This is a genomic window from Schaalia sp. lx-260 (assembly GCF_021083645.1).
GTDB lineage: Bacteria > Actinomycetota > Actinomycetes > Actinomycetales > Actinomycetaceae > Pauljensenia.
In genome coordinates this window covers 40,851-57,428 of sequence record NZ_JAJNRQ010000007.1, presented here as the reverse complement: position 1 = coordinate 57,428, position 16,578 = coordinate 40,851, and the positions used below count along the sequence as shown (strand labels likewise).

13 protein-coding genes and 1 tRNA gene are annotated in these 16,578 nt (G+C 55.4%); 12 read left to right on the top strand and 2 right to left on the bottom strand.

Annotated features, from left to right (window positions below; genetic code table 11):
* Positions 1 to 1,050: SHIRT domain-containing protein (locus LRP57_RS07975; protein WP_231206118.1), on the top strand; the 1,050-nt coding region annotated here is incomplete at its 5' end.
* Positions 1,051 to 1,423: 373 nt separating this feature from the next.
* On the opposite strand, the gene LRP57_RS07970 is transcribed toward LRP57_RS07975, so the two are convergent.
* Positions 1,424 to 2,203: a GntR family transcriptional regulator gene (locus LRP57_RS07970; protein WP_231206116.1), complete on the bottom strand. Its 780-nt coding sequence runs from the start codon at positions 2,201 to 2,203 to the stop codon at positions 1,424 to 1,426.
* 301 nt (positions 2,204 to 2,504) lie between these two features.
* Between LRP57_RS07970 and LRP57_RS07965 the strand changes: the two genes are divergently transcribed.
* From LRP57_RS07965 to LRP57_RS07915, 11 genes are all read left to right on the top strand, one after another.
* Entirely contained in the window at positions 2,505 to 3,437 is a 933-nt protein-coding gene (locus LRP57_RS07965) for a dihydrodipicolinate synthase family protein (protein ID WP_231206113.1), read from the top strand.
* A 27-nt stretch (positions 3,438 to 3,464) separates the two neighbouring features.
* Positions 3,465 to 4,739 carry an ABC transporter substrate-binding protein gene (locus LRP57_RS07960; RefSeq protein WP_231206111.1) on the top strand — a complete coding sequence of 425 codons (1,275 nt, stop codon included), beginning with the start codon at positions 3,465 to 3,467 and terminating at the stop codon, positions 4,737 to 4,739.
* Positions 4,740 to 4,799: 60 nt separating this feature from the next.
* Entirely contained in the window at positions 4,800 to 5,672 is an 873-nt protein-coding gene (locus tag LRP57_RS07955) for a carbohydrate ABC transporter permease (protein ID WP_231206109.1), read from the top strand.
* Positions 5,665 to 6,522: a carbohydrate ABC transporter permease gene (locus LRP57_RS07950; protein ID WP_231206107.1), complete on the top strand. Its 858-nt coding sequence runs from the start codon at positions 5,665 to 5,667 to the stop codon at positions 6,520 to 6,522. Before LRP57_RS07955 ends, LRP57_RS07950 begins: the two co-directional genes overlap by 8 nt.
* Positions 6,519 to 7,514, top strand: a complete 996-nt coding sequence (locus tag LRP57_RS07945; protein WP_231206105.1) for a zinc-binding dehydrogenase — start codon at positions 6,519 to 6,521, stop codon at positions 7,512 to 7,514. Before LRP57_RS07950 ends, LRP57_RS07945 begins: the two co-directional genes overlap by 4 nt.
* Positions 7,515 to 8,089: 575 nt before the next feature.
* The gene (locus tag LRP57_RS07940; protein WP_231206103.1) at positions 8,090 to 8,347 is read left to right on the top strand and encodes a helix-turn-helix domain-containing protein; all 258 of its coding nucleotides are present in this window, start codon (positions 8,090 to 8,092) and stop codon (positions 8,345 to 8,347) included.
* Positions 8,348 to 9,913, top strand: a complete 1,566-nt coding sequence (locus tag LRP57_RS07935; RefSeq protein ID WP_231206101.1) for a class I SAM-dependent DNA methyltransferase — start codon at positions 8,348 to 8,350, stop codon at positions 9,911 to 9,913.
* A gap of 2 nt (positions 9,914 to 9,915) precedes the next feature.
* Entirely contained in the window at positions 9,916 to 11,112 is a 1,197-nt protein-coding gene (locus LRP57_RS07930) for a restriction endonuclease subunit S (RefSeq protein ID WP_231206099.1), read from the top strand.
* Complete coding sequence (locus LRP57_RS07925; RefSeq protein ID WP_231206097.1) at positions 11,105 to 12,148, top strand: virulence RhuM family protein; 1,044 nt, start codon at positions 11,105 to 11,107, stop codon at positions 12,146 to 12,148. The genes LRP57_RS07930 and LRP57_RS07925 overlap by 8 nt, the downstream gene beginning before the upstream one ends.
* Positions 12,138 to 15,269 carry a type I restriction endonuclease subunit R gene (locus tag LRP57_RS07920; protein ID WP_442984721.1) on the top strand — a complete coding sequence of 1,044 codons (3,132 nt, stop codon included), beginning with the start codon at positions 12,138 to 12,140 and terminating at the stop codon, positions 15,267 to 15,269. The genes LRP57_RS07925 and LRP57_RS07920 overlap by 11 nt, the downstream gene beginning before the upstream one ends.
* 206 nt (positions 15,270 to 15,475) lie before the next feature.
* Positions 15,476 to 16,282, top strand: a complete 807-nt coding sequence (locus LRP57_RS07915; protein ID WP_231206093.1) for a hypothetical protein — start codon at positions 15,476 to 15,478, stop codon at positions 16,280 to 16,282.
* Between the two features lie 181 nt (positions 16,283 to 16,463).
* Here LRP57_RS07915 and LRP57_RS07910 read toward each other — a convergent pair.
* Positions 16,464 to 16,537: transfer RNA gene (locus LRP57_RS07910), tRNA-Gly, on the bottom strand.
* Between the last annotated feature and the right edge of the window lie 41 nt (positions 16,538 to 16,578).

The window sequence follows — 16,578 nt, the reverse complement described above, 5'->3', positions numbered from 1 at the left end:
CATAATCAGAGTGGTTCTCAAGGAACCGTGGTGAATGCTCCGGCCCCTGAGTCGGCTACTGTGGCTGATGCTGATAATGATGGTGTATGGACCTTTACCGGCTGGGATCACGAGAGCCAGACTATTGATACCGAGGATGTGGCTTTTGTTGGTACGTGGACTTTCGCGAGTAATCAGCACGCCGCGACCTTCACGTATCGTAGTGCTACTGCGGGGATGGATTTGCCTGCTTCACTTGCTGCGCCTGCGCCTGTGAGTGGTGTGAAGGGCGATCAGGTGACTGCTCCGGCTCCTGCTGAGGCCGTGGTTGCTGTGGCTGACGGTGTGTGGTCTTTCCAGGGTTGGGATGAGAATGCTCGCACTATTGGGGTTGAGGATGTGGCTTTTGTTGGTACGTGGGTTTTCACTGCGAAACCAACCCCAACCCCTCAACCTCAGCCGCAGCCTCAGCCGCAGCCGGGTGATATGCCACAGTCCGGCGATATGCCGCAGTCTGGTGATATGCCTGAGTCTGGCGACTTACCGCAGTCTGGCGATTCTCCGCAGTCTGGCGATGTGCCGCAGTCGGGTGGCGCGTCTGAGCCAGTGGTGGGTGTTGCTCCGGTTGCTCCTTTTGCGTCGGATCCTTCTTCGTGTGTGGTTGCGCCTTTTGTGACGATTCCGTTGACTGAGGGTGTTGTGTACAGGATGGATGGTCGTGTGGTTGATGCGGGTGAGCATGCGTATGAGTATGGTTCTACTGTTGTTGTGACTGCGCAGCCGTTGCCTGGGTTTGTGTTTGTTGAGGGTGCTCGTACGCGTTGGTCGTGGAGTGCTCCTGCGCGCGATCAGCTTGGTTGCGAGGCGGTTGATGCTGGGGCTGAAAGTGGCGCCTTAGACCAGCCGGGTTCGGATGACTTGTCTGATGAGGTGACTGTTGTTCCTGTGCGTCCTGTTTCTCGTCATTTAGCGAATACGGGTACGGGTGTGCTGGTGTTGTTGGTGCTGGTGGGTGCTTTGGCTGGTTGTGGCACTGTGGCGCGTGGTGTGGAGCGTCGTGCCAGGGGCTAGTGCCTGAGTGCTCTCAGCAAAAGAAATCGCGTTGAGCGTGCGTGTCCTTCTTGCTTGTTTAAGGCGAGAAGGACACGCTTTTTATCAAGAAAACCAGCAACAAACCACTTGTGAAAAGTAGGCTGCCCACCCTCAAGCGCAGCATGTGCGTTAGTGTTTCCACAACAAACAAAAACAAAAACCACGGAATCGACACAACTAGCCTGTGTTTCCTAATTCCTGTCGATCAGAGACTTCCTTCCAACGCGGCATCGCTACTGCTGTCACGATTGCCTAATCCCTGTTAATCAGAGACTTCCTCGTTAAAGTCATCACGGAATGATTTGGTAACGTGCCGGAAGCACAGGTCACACCGAACCTGCTCCCCGGTCAGTCAGTCCTGATTACCAATGATATTCACTTCGATTGCTGGCTTTTCTCCCGGGTAAATAAAGATCGAGCGTTCCAGTGGGATGCCGGACCTGGTATAGCCAATGCGCTCTACGTGCAGTGCTGGTAACCCTGTCTCGGCATGGAGGGACTCCGCATACCGCCCGCGCAACGCTGTGGCGCGGACCTTCTGTCGAAGCCGCTCAACCTGCAGCCCCCACTTCGTCTTGAGTAGCTCGTAGAGTGGCCCGTCAAGCTGCTCCTTTTCGATGCCAGGGACAAGCCCATACGGGAATACGCTGCATTCGAAAGCAACGATTTTATCGTCAATGTAACGCCGCCGGCGGATCGTAATAGTCAGGTCAGATGGGCGAAGATTTAACACTTCGGTAATCTCCGCATTTCCACGGGCTTCACCAATGAGGATTTCAGTCACCTCGATGCGTGTGTCCTGAGCAAACCCGCCCATACTCTCAGAAATGGACGATATAGTCAGCGGCGACATGGTAGGTCCTGGTTCGCTGACATAGGTACCGGACTTTGGAATCTTATAGAGGAGCCCCCGCTGAACCAGCGTATCAATGGCGTTACGAACAGTTGTGCGGCTCACACCGAAGCGCTCCACAAGTTCCCGTTCAGGCGGGATACAGTCATGGGGGAGGAGTGCCTCTCGTACCTCTTGCTCGATGGCCGCGGCGATGCGTAGATGGGCTTTCTGGGTACCTTGGGATTCAGTACCAACGACGTGAAGTCGAGGCTCGACACTGTTCGGCAGAAGGTTCATAGATTCCCTCTCTTAACTGTTGGTTTGTGAGGGGACCGCCCTAAAGCAGCGTTTCCACACTACTGTTCAGACGGTACTGCCACGTTGGGCAACCCATGGTTGATGCCCTGAGCGCACGGACAAAGCTCAGGCTTCCTGACCCGAACTAGAGCCTAGCGCCGACAAAGAGTTTACCTTATCAATCAAACACACCTGGTTCTTCTTGTGAGTTTCACAGGTCTGGTCTATGCTGTCATTTAGGTCTAGTCCAAAGATGGATTTGGATCGAACCAAAAATGTATGAGCTAGCATAGGAGCAGCAATGGCAAAACGCCTTCAACAAGGTCTTCATGGAATCTGCGCAATCAGCATCACACCCTTCCTTGAAGACGGTACCTTCGATGCGGAAGGCTACCGGAAGAACCTCAATTACATGATCGAAAACGGAGTAGACTCCACAAACTCAGTGATTGTCGTAGGCGGCAGCACCGGCGAATGCGGCGCAATGAGCCTAGACGAACGCAACAGCGTCCTCGACGTAGCCCTCGAATTCAGTGATCGACTCAACGTAGTTGCCGGTTGCAACTCAACCAACCTCGACGAAGCCATTACACTAGCCCGCTACGCCCAAGACCACGGTGCAATCGGCGCGATGGCACTCGCGCCCTACTACTACCCACCGAAAGACCGACGCAGCATCATCGGGTTTATCAAGAAACTCGCTTCCTCCGTAGACATCGGAATCCTGATCTACAACAACGTGGAAGTCATGGGACTAGATATGCCAGTAGACATCATTGACGAGCTTGCTGACATTGAGAACGTCGTAGGCTTCAAAGAATGCACCCCTTCCTTTTACAAAATGGGCAGAAGCGCAGACATCGCAGGAACCCGTCTCTCGGTCGTCAACGGCCACGGCGAGTTCCTTGAACCAATGGCAGCACTACTTGGCACCTCGGGCTTCATCTCATCTATGGCGAACTTCGCGCCCAAACAAAGCGCCGCAATCTGGGCCGCCCGTAGTCGCGGCGACTTCGCAACAGCCAAAGAAATCCGAGATCAACTGCGCCCATACATGGATCTTGCCGTCCGTTTCTCCGGTGAAGGCGGCGAATACAAAGTGATAAGCCTCTTGAAACATGTCACTGATCTCGTCGGCTCCGTCGGCGGATTCCCAAGAATCCCATGCCCGACACTAACGGACGAGGAGAAAACAGAAATCCGCAAGACCATCGCCAAGTGTGGTCTGATCTGACCCTCAGCAAAATTGAAAGGAAAGACAATGAAGTCTTGGCGTAGCTTGGTTGCGGTCCTAGGAACCGCAGCTCTCACCCTCACCGCATGTGCTGGCGGAGCCTCCAACAAAGAAAACAGTGGGACTGGGGAACAAGTCACGCTCACTCTGATGCGTACCGGAACCCCGGAAATCCTCCGACCGATATTCGAGCCGATGATTGCGAAGTTTGAAGAAGCAAACCCCGGCATCAAAGTCGACATGCAAGACCTCGGCTGGAACGACGCCACCACAAGCATAGGTGTGATGGCCTCATCTGGCACCCTCCCGGATCTGATGTACCACCTTCCCAGCGAAGTCTTTGATCTCGCGTCAAAAGGCCTAGTCACTGACCTGACCAACAAGCTGTCACCCAAATTGAAAGAGGACATCTTCCCTGCGCTCCTGCAAGCTGGGCAGTACGAAGGTAAACAGTATCTCGTGCCTGCGGGCGTGTCACCGCTTTTCCTCTGGTACAACGCGGAACTCTTTGAGAAAGCCGGTTTAGATCCCGACAACCCGCCAAAAACCTGGGAGGACCTACTCGCAGCCGGCCGACAGATCGCAGAAAAAACTGATGCGAGTGGCATCGCCCTGTTCTCAAAACCAGGAGGAGGGGAAACATCAGGCCTTTACGAATCGCTCTTTGCTGGAGCTATCGGTGGTTCTGCTTGGGATCCTCAGGCCAAACGCTACCTGTACGATGACTCAAAGTATGACGCGAAAGCTCTCCAGACCCTAAAGTTCATGCGAGAACTTGTGGACATCGCGCAGCCGAATGTCGTCGAATACGGCCGTTTTGACACGCGCACCCTGTTCCGGGACGGCCAAGTTGGTATGGCATTCGATTTGATCCACATGCAGAATCAGATCCGTGATGGCCTCAAAGACGGGAAATTTCGTGTAGCTGAGCTACCAGCCCCAATGGGACAGACCTCAACCTCAGCCATCAGCGCTGGCGGCTGGTTCATTCCAACGAATAGCGCACATCCGGAAGAAGCAATGAAGCTTCTGGAGTTCTTCATGGAAACCGAAAACCAGATCAAACACACCGCCTACGGGTCGGCACCCATCCTCAAGAGCGAAGCCGCGACCTACCAGGGCGAACTGTGGAAGGTAGCTACCGCTGCGCTGAAACATGGCGTTGTGGAAGGTATCTCCCTCAAAACCGGTGCATTATGGACAGTCAACGGTGAGGAGCTTCAGCAGCTACTCACCGCCCAGAAGTCTCCTGAAGATGTTCTGCAGGCCATGCGTGAGAGGCACCAGGAAATCTACGAGTAAGACGAAATGGTTGGTGGGTGGCCGCTAGGTCATCCACCAGCCTCTCATGGAAGGACCTCAATGAAGAAGTCTCTTACACTCGGGCTTGAACCCTACCTGTTCATCCTGCCCTTGGCGGCCCTCCTGTTCGGAGTACTCGGCACGCCGATCGTCAACCTTTTCAAGTTCTCATTTGGTGACTCCAACGTTATCCAAGGCTATACGGGTTGGAACAACTTCGAGAACTACAAGTACCTGACCACAGATGAATTCCGAGGCACACTCATCACCACCATCGTGTGGGTCGTCTTTGGTGTGCTCGGAGTCGTTCTGGTCGGCATGGCCGTCAGCTTAGCGCTCAACAAGCCATTCCGAGGACAAGCAATCGTGCGAGGCCTCGTCATCATTCCTTGGGTCGTGCCGCACGCCTTCGCTGGCGTCATGTGGACATGGGTGCTCCATCCGCAGTTTGGCATTCTGAACGAACTCTTGATGCAGTTAGGGCTCATCGATGCGCCCATCAGCTTTCTTGGACATGATACAGCATTGGCTATGGTGATTATCGTAAGAATCTGGCAGGGAACACCCTTCATGATAATCACAATGACAGCAGCCCTGAGCACCGTGTCTGAGGAGCTACTCGAAGCAGCAGAATTAGACGGCGCTGGTGCCATTCGCCGCTTCATCCACGTGACTTTGCCTTCGATCCGTCCTGTCCTAGCAATCTCCATCCTCATGATAACCGCATGGACACTACAGATTTTCGATTCAGTGTTCGTGATGACTAATGGCGGCCCCGGGCGTTCCACGCGAATTATCGCCCTCGACATTTACAACAAGGTGTTTATCGAGAACGACCTCGGCGGTGGAGCCGCCATCGCGGTAGTCACGCTCCTGGTCGTCACATTCATCGGATGGGTTGCGCTGAAAAAACAGGAGCAAAACAATGCGTAAAGTAACGAACAGGAAACGGACAAGTGGCAGCACACTAAGCCGCTTCTTCACTGCAGCGCTTCGATGGGGCATCATCATTTTCTGGGTTGCTTTCACGATGCTTCCCCTTTATGCGGCCTTCTGCGCCTCGCTCACCAAGTACGAAAACCTTGGTAAAAGTTTCCTTTATCCTGCGGACTGGCAGTGGAAAAACTATATCGACGTGTTCACCAGAATCCCATTGCTGAGTTTCCTGCGGGCCACGCTGATCTACGCGGTAGGGACATCACTGCTGTGCGTCCTGCTCGGCACATTCGCGGCTTACGCCTTCTCAAGGTTCAGGTTCGTCGGCAGGCAAACGATGCTGACCATCGTCTTTGTGTCTCAACTGGTTCCACAAGTTATCATAGTCATCCCGCTGTTCCTCATGCTTCGTGACATGCATCTTTATGACGCATACTTGGGGGTCATACTTGCGATTGTTTCCACCGGAATCGCTTTCACCGTGCTTCTACTGAAAAGCTTTTTTGACGGGATCCCTCTATCTCTCGAAGAAGCTGCCGCAATTGATGGGGCAAGCAGGATCAGAATTCTCACCCGAGTTGTCCTTCCCCTTTCAAAATCTGGAATCGCCACCGCGTTTGCTCTCTCTTTTTTCACAGGCTGGGGTCAGTACCTGTATCCGCTGATACTGACACGGCAGGCAGCAAATACTCCCGTCACGGTTGGGGTCGCGCGGCTCATTGACAACCAGACACCGTGGGAGATCGTCATGGCGGCCACGCTCATCTCGGTACTGCCTGCCGTGGTTATATACATGTTTGTTCAGAAATTCCTCACCCGAGGACTCCTCCTTGGAGCGGTCAAATGAATGACAACACTGAAAGAAAAATATGGGCGATGCAGCTAGTAGCGCCACAAAAATTTGAGCGCATCATGATCGATGCGCCTGATAAAGAAACTCTGGAACCAGGAGAAGTCATCGCTGAGCTCGTCGCGGGCGGACTGTGCGGCAGTGACCTCCCCACATTCTTCGGACGAACGAGCGGGTCCTCAAGCCGGGAAATAGTGCCCGGAGCGCCGATGCATGAAGTCGTGGGGAAAGTTCTTGCCACCCGATCTGCCAGACTCAAAGTCGGGGAGCTCGTCGTCGGGGCGCTACCACAGTACATTGGGATTACGGAGCAGTTCCGCTGTCCGGACAGCAACCTTGTTCCAGTGGATCCGCGGCTTCCTCAGATCGAGGCAGTAACCGCCCAGCCGGTTGCTACCGTGCTGAACTCCGTCGCGAGGATTCCCGCCGAGCTACCTAACCGGCACGCCGCTGTATTCGGGCTTGGGCCTCTTGGTTTAGCTTTTTGCCATGTGCTCAAATCTAAAGGATTCGAGGTCACTGGCATTGACCGAGTTGATCGGTCTGAAGTCGCTGAGCACTTCGGTATCGACCATTTCGTTCACGACTCGGTCGAGCAGTGGGTCCAGAAGGGAGAACAGACAGAGGCTCCCGCTGTGGTTGTTGATGCCATCGGGCACGATCAGGATTTGGTGATCGCCGCAATCAAGGCACTCGCCCCACACGGACACTTCGTAGAGTTCGGGCTTGCTGAAAAGTGGGCGGTCTTTCCCCTCAGGAAGTTCCTCCAAAAACATCTCTCTATGCATGCGTGTACGACAACCGACTGGATCCGTTTCCTTGAAGAAGGGCAACGTTACGTCGCAGAACACCCAGAGCTTTACGAGATCGGGGTGACTCACCGATTCCACCCGTGGGATGCTCAGAAGGCATTTGAACTGCATTCTGTTCCCCAGCAAGGCCGTCTTAAAGTGCTACTCGTCCCAAGTATGGAAGCGCCTGCGGAATAGCTTCGCCCCTCCTGAATATGTTGATTTGTTGGCTGAGGTGGCTCTCTATGATCGGGGTGTCCCTCAGTGAGCGGAGGCCCTGCTCTTGTGCGTGGGTAGAGCCGGTAGCGGCGGCGACCTGCCCCTCAGCAAGCGGGGCCCTGCTCTTGTGCGCGGGGCCTCTATCTCACACACAGCGAATCAAACAAGGTATTACCCTGCGTGCGCAGTCACTTCTACTTCTCATCACTCGAGGGTGCTTCTGCGGCCAGCGCGCGCTCAACCCGCGTGAGCGAAGAATCTCTCGCTGCCCGAAGGGGTTCCCTCCTGTTGTTCTGCCGATTGGGGTCAAAACGGGCCTCTATTTGTGCCTCCCTTCCGTTGTTCTGGTGATTAATGCCGAGTCGTTAGTCCTGAGTGACGTGACGTGACGGTAGAGTAGGAAAAGAATCTTCCCAGCTTCGAGTGCCTGATACCTCGGCCCTGACCTCACAAACTCAAAGTACGGGTCCCAAAAAAAAGGGGCAGTGAGGCCCTGAACGAGGCTGACAAGAGGGACAACTGGGACAAAAAGTGGGACACGTAGGAGGCGGCCGATGGTAACTAGTCGCATCTTCAGCTACAAGCCGTTGTGGAAACTCCTTATTGATAAGGACCTCAACAAGACACGGCTTCAAGACCTCGCAGGCCTCAGCCCGGCAACCATGGCCAAGCTCGACAAAGGCGGGAACGCCACAAGTGAAGTCCTTGCACGCATATGTGAAGTCCTCGGCAGCGATATTTCCGAGATCTGCGAAATTGTGCCTCTTGAGACGCCAGAAGCGACTACAGACGACACTAAGGGAGAACAATAAATGCCACCGAAGAAGAGCACGAAGACGCTCGAATGGACTCTGTGGGAAACTGCAGAGTCGATGCGCGCCAAAGGAAACCAAGAGGCGTCCGCGTACAAGCATGTGGTTCTCGGGCTCGTGTTCCTCAAGTACGTGTCCGACAAGTTCTCCGAGCGACGCCAAGAGCTTACTTGGGAGCTCGTGGACGAGGGCATCGAAGAAGACCAGATCTCGTCATTCTTAGAAGACCGGGACGAATATTCAGGCGAGAACGTCTTCTGGATTCCTGATGGTGCCCGGTGGGAGCAGTTGCAAGCCAAGGCCAAGCTGTCAGGTATTGGTCAGGCCATTGATGAGTCGATGCGACTGATCGAACGTGAGAACCCCACGCTGACAGGTGTGCTACCGCGCAACTATGGGCGTGAGGATCTCAAGGACGAAATGCTCGGTGAGCTCATCGACCTCATCGGCTCGATCGGTTTCGGTGCGGACGCCGATCACGGGGCTGACGACATCCTCGGCCGCGTCTACGAGTACTTTCTCGGCATGTTCGCCGGCTCAGAGAAAGGCAAGGACGGTGGTGAGTTCTACACGCCGCGCAGCGTGGTGAACCTGCTCGTCGAGATGCTCCAACCCTTCAGCGGCCGCGTCTATGACCCGTGCTGCGGCAGTGGTGGCATGTTCGTGCAGTCGGCCCGCTTCGTCGAAGCCCACGGTGGCAGCCGGGATGCTCTCTCCATCTACGGTCAGGAGAAGGCCGCCGCCACGTGGCGCCTAGCCAAGATGAACCTAGCGCTACGCGGTATCGAAGCAGACCTTGGCCCACGCGACGCGGAAACCTTTACCGAAGATCAACACCCTGACCTGCGCGCGGACTTCATCATCGCCAACCCGCCCTTTAACCTGAAGGGATACTGGTCAGCAGTCTTGGAGGATGATCCACGCTGGGCTTACGGCACACCGAACGACTCCAACGCAAACTACGCGTGGATCCAGCACTTCCTCTACCACCTCGCCCCCTCAGGCTCGGCAGGCTTCGTCATGGCCAACGGCGCGCTGTCGTCCAAAGCGAAGACGGACGGCACCATCCGTCAGGCACTCGTTGAGGCAGACCTCGTGGACTGCATCGTGGCGCTCCCCGACAGGCTCTTTTTCAACACCGGGATCCCGGCATGCTTGTGGTTCCTCTCGAAGAACCGGCACGGTAACGGCCACCGTGACCGCCACGGTGAAGTGCTCTTCATTGACGCTCGCAATATGGGTGAGATGATTACCCGCGCACAGCGGCAGCTCACGGAGGTGGACATCGAACGCATTGCCAGCACCTACAACACGTGGCGCTCCCGCGAGGCACACGAGAACTACGAGGATGTCGCTGGATTCTGCAAGGTAGCCACTATCGAGGACATCCGGGACAACGACTTCGTCCTCACCCCGGGCCGCTACGTCGGGCTCGACCAGACAGGGGATCCTGATGCTGAGCCCGCTGAGGAGAAGATAAAGCGCCTGACCGCCGAGCTCCTCGCCGAACTCGACCGCGGCCGCGAACTCGAAGCAAAGATTCGAATAATACTCGGCGGAGAATAACGATGACTGTCTTGGGTGATCTATGTTTGAACATTGTTGACTGCGTGCATAAAACCGCACCTATCAACGAACAGGGCACTTACTTTGCTGTCGGCACGCCGGCAATGCGTGGAAACAGCATCGATTATTCACTGGCGCGACGGATAGACGACGCCACGTTCGATGAGTGGACCAAACGACTACGCCCACAATATGGCGATCTCCTCCTTGCTCGTGAAGCGCCGGTTGGCCCTATTGTCAAGGTCCCAGTTGAAGAAAATGTTGCACCCGGGCAACGAACCGTTCTGCTAAGGCCCGATACAACCAAGGTAACCAGCGACTATCTCTACTTTCTCCTTATTGCTCCTGAACAGCAGGAACGTTTGAATCAGCCCGTTGGTGGTTCGACCGTTGCGCACCTTAATGTTGCAGATGTCAAATCCTTCCGTTTACCAGAGGTTCCATCTTTGGCGGAGCAGAGGCGGATTGCTGGGGTGCTGGGTGTGCTGGACGACAAAATCGAATCCAACCAGACTGTGATTACTCGCGCTGAGCAACTCATCGACGAGATCGCTGTGCAGAGGGCAACCGATCTTCCTATGGTTGCGCTCAGCGAGGTGTGCTCGCTCTCGAAGTCCACCTGGAAGCCTGAGACAAGTCCCGATCAGACGGTTCAGCTGTTCAGTCTCCCGTCCTTTGATGAGGGTGCCACGCCTGAGCAAGCTGCGGTGGCCTCAATTAAGAGCAACAAGACCTTGATGGATCGTCCGGGCATTCTCGTCTCCCGCCTCAACCCTCGTATCAGTCGAATGTGGTGGGTGGAGACCGATGGCGCCCGCGTCAACGTCTGTTCTCCGGAGTTCGCCTACCTGACCGCTGGAGACATGCATGGACTGGCTTGCACGTGGCTTGCTGTGCGTTCGCCGGAGTTTCGTGGAGAGATCGTCGATCGTGTAACAGGTACGTCGGGTAGCCACCAACGCGTTCGGCCGGCCGACCTCATGACGATCGGTGTCCCTGACTACCGATCGCTTGCGGAACATATACAGGCGACCGTGCTCACACTGCTGCATTTGGTTAGTGATAGGCGTCAGCAATTGGTAGCGCTCGCTGAACTGCGCGATGCTCTCCTGCCTGAGCTCATGAGTGGGCGGATGCGGGTGGATGAGGCTGGACAGCTCGTGAACAAAGCTCTTGATGAGGAGGTCGTGGATGTCTGAGAATAAGCACGTGGAGGTCTCCTCTTCTCAGTTTCTCGTCTTCACTAGCGAAGCGAATGGCAGTATCGAGGTGCGTTACGAGGATGGCACGATTTGGCTGACGCAGAAACTCATGGCTGAGCTGTTCGGTGTGGACGTGCGCACCATCAGTGAACACCTACGCAACATCTACAACAGCGCAGAACTTGAGGTAGAGGCAACTGTCCGGAATTTCCGGATAGTTCGATCCGAAGGCTCCCGGCAAGTAACGCGCAATATCGACCACTATAACCTCGACGCCATCATCTCCGTCGGATACCGCGTGAACTCCATCCGTGCCACCCAGTTCCGCCAGTGGGCCACCAAGGTACTGAGGGACTTCACACTGCGCGGCTACGTGATCGATCGCGCGCGTATGGAACAAGGTGAGATCCTCGGCGTGGACTACTTCGAGCAACTGCTCGAAGAGATCCGAGAGATCCGCCTCTCCGAGCGCCGCTTCTACCAGAAAGTGACGGACATCTTCGCCACTGCTGTCGATTACGATTCCTCCTCCCCGCTTGCTAAGAGGTTCTTTGCCACCGTGCAGAACAAGATGCACTACGCGGTCCACGGTCACACAGCTGCGGAACTCATCAAGCAACGAGCCGACGCCTCCCAACCGCATATGGGGCTCACCTCGTGGAAGAACAGCCCCGACGGCAAGATTCTTCGCAGCGACGTCACCATCGGCAAGAACTACCTCACCGCGAAAGAACTCAAGGAGCTGGGGTCCTTAGTGGAGGCCTATCTTAACCTCGCAGAATCACGGGCTCGCCGTCAGATCGCCACCACCATGGACAACTGGGTGGAATTCCTAGACCAGGTTCTCACGCTGGATGCACGCGAGATTCTCGATAATGCGGGCACCGTCAGTAGAAGGTTGGCCGACGAACACGCTTTGAAGGAGTTTGGAGAGTTCCGCAAGATACAAGACGCCCGCTATGTCTCAGACTTTGACCGCTTTGCCGCTGAGGCGCACAAAGCCATCGATGCAGGTAATGATGATGCTCACTGACAAATTCAACGAATCAACTGTGGAGCAGGCCGCGAAAGAATGGCTCGCGGAGATCGGTTACCGTACCGGGTACGCGCCCGTGGACGCAGCCGTGGGTGAGTTACGTGAGGCGCCCGGAGACTGCGTGTTGTGGTCGTATGTGGTGGAAACACTCGCCCGACTCAACCCTGCTGCTGCTCCTGATCTTATCCGTGCAGCTGTGGCGCGAATTCAGCGCGCAGAGTCACAGGACGTGATGAGTGAGAACCAGCGGCTCCATGAGTTGATGGTGCGCGGGGTGCCGGTTGAGATAACCGGGGATGACGGCAGGCCTTCCACGGTGCGCCTACGGCTCGTCGACTTTGATAACCCAGCGAATAATGACTGGAGGGCGCTCAACCAGTTCACCGTCATCGAAGCCGGTCACAACCGCCGCCCTGACGTGCTTGTTTTCCTCAACGGCCTGCCTGTCGGCCTGCTGGAGCTGAAGAACCCGGCCGATGAGAACGCGACTCTGCGCAACGCGTGGAACCAGATTCAGACCTATCGGCGTGAAATCCCCAGCGTATTCATCCCCAACGTCGTCACTGTTATCTCTGATGGGACCAGCGCGGCGATGAGTTCCTTTACTGGCGGATTTGAGCACTACGCGCCGTGGAAGACCATCGACGGGCGAGATGTCATTACGAACCGGCCTGCCCTTGAGGTACTGCTCAAGGGCGTGTTCGCCCCCGAGCGGTTCCTCGACATCCTGCGAAACTTCGTGGTCTACTCTGATGAGTCGGTCACCGATCAGGTAACCGGGCAACGACGTCGCGCCATCATTAAACGCATCGCAAAGTACCACCAGTATTGGGCCGTCAACGCTGCTGTGGAATCAACGGTCCGCGCCGCAGGTCCCGGTGGGGACAAACGCGGCGGTGTGGTGTGGCACACCCAAGGGTCAGGCAAGAGTTTCGAGATGGTTTTCTACGCTGCCAAGCTCATGCGTGACCCGCGCATGACTAACCCCACCCTCGTGTTCATCACCGACCGTAACGACCTCGATGACCAGCTTTACAGTGAGGTGTTCGCGCCAGCGCAGATCCTGCCTGAAACTCCAGTACAGGCAACTGGCCGGGATGATCTTCGTCGCCTGTTGACCCGAGTCTCGGGCGGGATCATCTTCACCACGCTACAGAAATTCGCGCCCGGCCAAGACGGTGACACCAACCCTGTCCTCACCGACCGTCGCAACGTGGTCGTCATCGCCGATGAAGCGCACCGATCCCAGTACGGCTTCGAGGAAAGCCTCGACAGCCAAGGTAGGTTGAAAGCCGGCCTGGCCAAGCACCTGCGTGACGCGTTGCCGGGCGCCACTTTCCTTGGCTTCACCGGCACCCCGATTGAGACTAATGACCGTTCCACGCGCGCAGTCTTCGGTGACTACGTCGATGTCTACGACCTCACCCGCGCTGTGGAGGATGGGGCCACCGTCAAGATATTCTACGAATCCCGTCTGGCGAAAGTCGCTCTCGACGATGAGCAGCTCAAGGGCCTTGACGCATTGGTGGATGAGGCAAGCGAGGCGAGCGAGACAGAATCCGAGCAGGCCAAGAGCAAGTGGTCTCGCTTGGAAGCTCTCGTCGGTGCGGAGGCGCGGCTGGATGCGATTGCCGCGGACATCGTGACCCACTGGGAGAAGCGCCGTTCCACAATGGCCGGCAAGGCAATGATCGTGACGATGAGCCGCCGTATCGCCGTCGCCCTGTACAACAAGATCACGGCTCTACGCCCCAAGTGGCATTCCGATGACATTGACAAGGGCCGTATCAAGGTCGTGATGACGGGCTCTGCTGCTGATCCCGCTGAGTTCCAGCCGCATATCCACTCCAAAGATGAGCGACGTGACCTCAAACTCCGCGCGAAGAACCCTGATGACGAGTTGGAAATCGTCATCGTCCGCGACATGTGGCTCACCGGCTTCGATGCGCCGTCCATGCACACGATGTACGTGGATAAGCCCATGCAAGGGGCCGGGCTCATGCAGGCAATCGCCCGGGTCAACCGGCGATTCAAAGACAAGCCCGGTGGATTGATTGTCGACTATATTGGCCTGTTCACATCCCTCCAACAGGCCTTGAGCGTGTATTCGCCCTCAGACCGTGAACAGGCGGGTGTGCCCATTCAAGAGCTCGTTGACGTTATGCTGGAAAAGCATGACGTGGTGCGCGGGATGCTCCACAGTATCACCTTTGATTCTTCACCGGACCTGCCCGCAAAGGATCGTCTGGCTCAGTACGCCGCAGTCCTGGATCACGTCCTGTCTGACCCGGATCTCACCGCCCGGTATAACGATCAAGTGCTCGCCCTAGCGAAAGCGTTCGCACTCGTGGCCTCACGGTCCGAAGCTGAGGCCATCCGCAACGACGTACGCATGTTCACTGATGTGCGTGCCGCGGTATTGAAGATTCAGAGCCCCGACTCGGGTGAATCACGGCGCGGGGGAAGCAACCTCGATACCGTCCTTGGGCAGATGCTCAACGATGCGGTCACCTCAGATCAGGTGATTGACGTCTTCCAGTTCGTTGGAATGGACTCCCCTGAACTTTCCCTGCTTTCCGATGAATTCTTGGACTCTGTTGCACACTCCACCACTCCTAACCTTCAGCTGGGGTTACTGCGGCGACTGTTGGGGGATCAGATCCGCACCGTCAGCCGGAAGAACCTGATTAAGGGGCGCAAGTTCTCCGAGATGCTCAGTGACGCGTTAGCGCGCTATACCAACCGGTCGCTTACCACGGCAGAGATCATCGCTGAGTTGGTCAATCTGGCCAAGGAAATGCGTGCAGATCGCGAACGCGCCCAGCAGATGGGACTGACTGAAGCAGAGATCGCCCTCTACGACACGATCATCCAAAATGACTCCGCTATCCTCGAAATGGGCGATGAAACCCTGAAGACGATCGCTCGGGAACTGGTGGCCACGATCCGCTCATCTGCTACCTTGGATTGGACAGTCAAAGAATCCGTGCGAGCTCGCATGCGTTCGCGCATCAAACGACTGCTTGCCAAGTACAAGTACCCGCCGGACAAGCGCGAGCAAGCCGTGCAGCTCGTCATCGAACAAGCTGAACACTTAGCTACTGAGGAGCAGGACTAAGTGTGAACGTGTTTCTTCCGCGTTTTCAGCGGAAGGGGCACGTTCGCCGTACGCTCATTCACCGATCGGCCAGATAACGTGTCACCAAAGAAAAACGAATGCCCCGAGGAGAGCGGAGCCAACTGAGCGCCAAAATTCTGAGGCACCCCCCGATGTAACCACGAAAACAAACCCATCAGAGCATCCTCCAAAGTAAGGTAAGAAGCATGAGTGAAAAGTACGATCTCAATGAATTTCTTTTATCCCCTGGTAGCTCAGCTTTTCCAAACGAGATGGAAGATCCTACGTTTCATTTGAAAACTTGGTTGGAATACAAAACTGGTAAAGGAGTTGAAGATCCTGACACAACAGAGTGGGATTTTTATCGGTCTTTCTGGCGTGACATCCCCGAAGAAAAGACGTTCGTTGAGTTAGCAGACAACTCAAAACTCTGCGTCACCGGTGACTGGATGTGTTCAGTCGCAACCACACTACGGAAAGGTCTCAGTCTCTTCGTGAAGAGTGAAGGGCTAACAGATCTTTTTCCTCCCAGAGCACGTGATGGCATTGGAGGAATAAAAACCTACGCACCCATTTTGCTTCATGATTTAGAAAAGGAAGAGGATAAACAAGCCTTTCGATCCTTCTATAAGGATGGTGATTTTAGCCTGAATGAGTTTATCCGTCAGGCTTACACGCGAGCGAACCTCATCATCGTGCCTAAAGGTTTGAACGGCGCGCGAGGAATAAATGCAACCGTTCAGGATTACTGGGATCTCACCCTTGAACACGTGTACCTACCTCAAGAGGAATGTGGAGAGCTGTCTGAATATAGGGAAGCATTCGGGCGGCTTTTCGATAAGTACGGTAGAAAAGGGTTGTTCTTGGAGCAGTGGCTTGACGACGAAGACAAGTTAATACCTTTACCTGAAAAGAAAATTAAGTCGCTTGACGATTGGCGAAAACTTGTAGAAGCGATGACTGACAGAATTAAGAATCGCCGCAAGGAAATAGATGAATATCTCAATTCATAAAACCAGTAATCCTCGCCCGTCGTAGACGCCCGCATACTCCCAGCCGAGAGTGGATTGGATCAAGTCGCAATAGCGGGAAATCTAGGCAAAACATGGAGTCGTCAACGCTCGCCGAAATTTAGACTCCCAAGGGTACACCTGCCAACGCAACCTCAGCCTTATCAAATCCGAGGTCATAGAGTGGAGCGGGCGACGGGAATCGAACCCGCCTCTGAAGCTTGGGAAGCTTCCATTCTACCGATGAACTACGCCCGCAAGAATTTGAGATTCTGTGCGCCGGTGAAGGCACTTGTACA

Coding starts and splice junctions, on each gene's coding strand:
- LRP57_RS07915 (WP_231206093.1), top strand. CDS start 15,476: ATGAGTGAAAAGTACGATCTCAATGAATTTCTTTTATCCCCTGGTAGC.
- LRP57_RS07925 (WP_231206097.1), top strand. CDS start 11,105: ATGTCTGAGAATAAGCACGTGGAGGTCTCCTCTTCTCAGTTTCTCGTC.
- LRP57_RS07960 (WP_231206111.1), top strand. CDS start 3,465: ATGAAGTCTTGGCGTAGCTTGGTTGCGGTCCTAGGAACCGCAGCTCTC.
- LRP57_RS07940 (WP_231206103.1), top strand. CDS start 8,090: ATGGTAACTAGTCGCATCTTCAGCTACAAGCCGTTGTGGAAACTCCTT.
- LRP57_RS07965 (WP_231206113.1), top strand. CDS start 2,505: ATGGCAAAACGCCTTCAACAAGGTCTTCATGGAATCTGCGCAATCAGC.
- LRP57_RS07970 (WP_231206116.1), bottom strand. CDS start 2,203: ATGAACCTTCTGCCGAACAGTGTCGAGCCTCGACTTCACGTCGTTGGT.
- LRP57_RS07920 (WP_442984721.1), top strand. CDS start 12,138: ATGCTCACTGACAAATTCAACGAATCAACTGTGGAGCAGGCCGCGAAA.
- LRP57_RS07955 (WP_231206109.1), top strand. CDS start 4,800: ATGAAGAAGTCTCTTACACTCGGGCTTGAACCCTACCTGTTCATCCTG.
- LRP57_RS07935 (WP_231206101.1), top strand. CDS start 8,348: ATGCCACCGAAGAAGAGCACGAAGACGCTCGAATGGACTCTGTGGGAA.
- LRP57_RS07950 (WP_231206107.1), top strand. CDS start 5,665: ATGCGTAAAGTAACGAACAGGAAACGGACAAGTGGCAGCACACTAAGC.
- LRP57_RS07945 (WP_231206105.1), top strand. CDS start 6,519: ATGAATGACAACACTGAAAGAAAAATATGGGCGATGCAGCTAGTAGCG.
- LRP57_RS07930 (WP_231206099.1), top strand. CDS start 9,916: ATGACTGTCTTGGGTGATCTATGTTTGAACATTGTTGACTGCGTGCAT.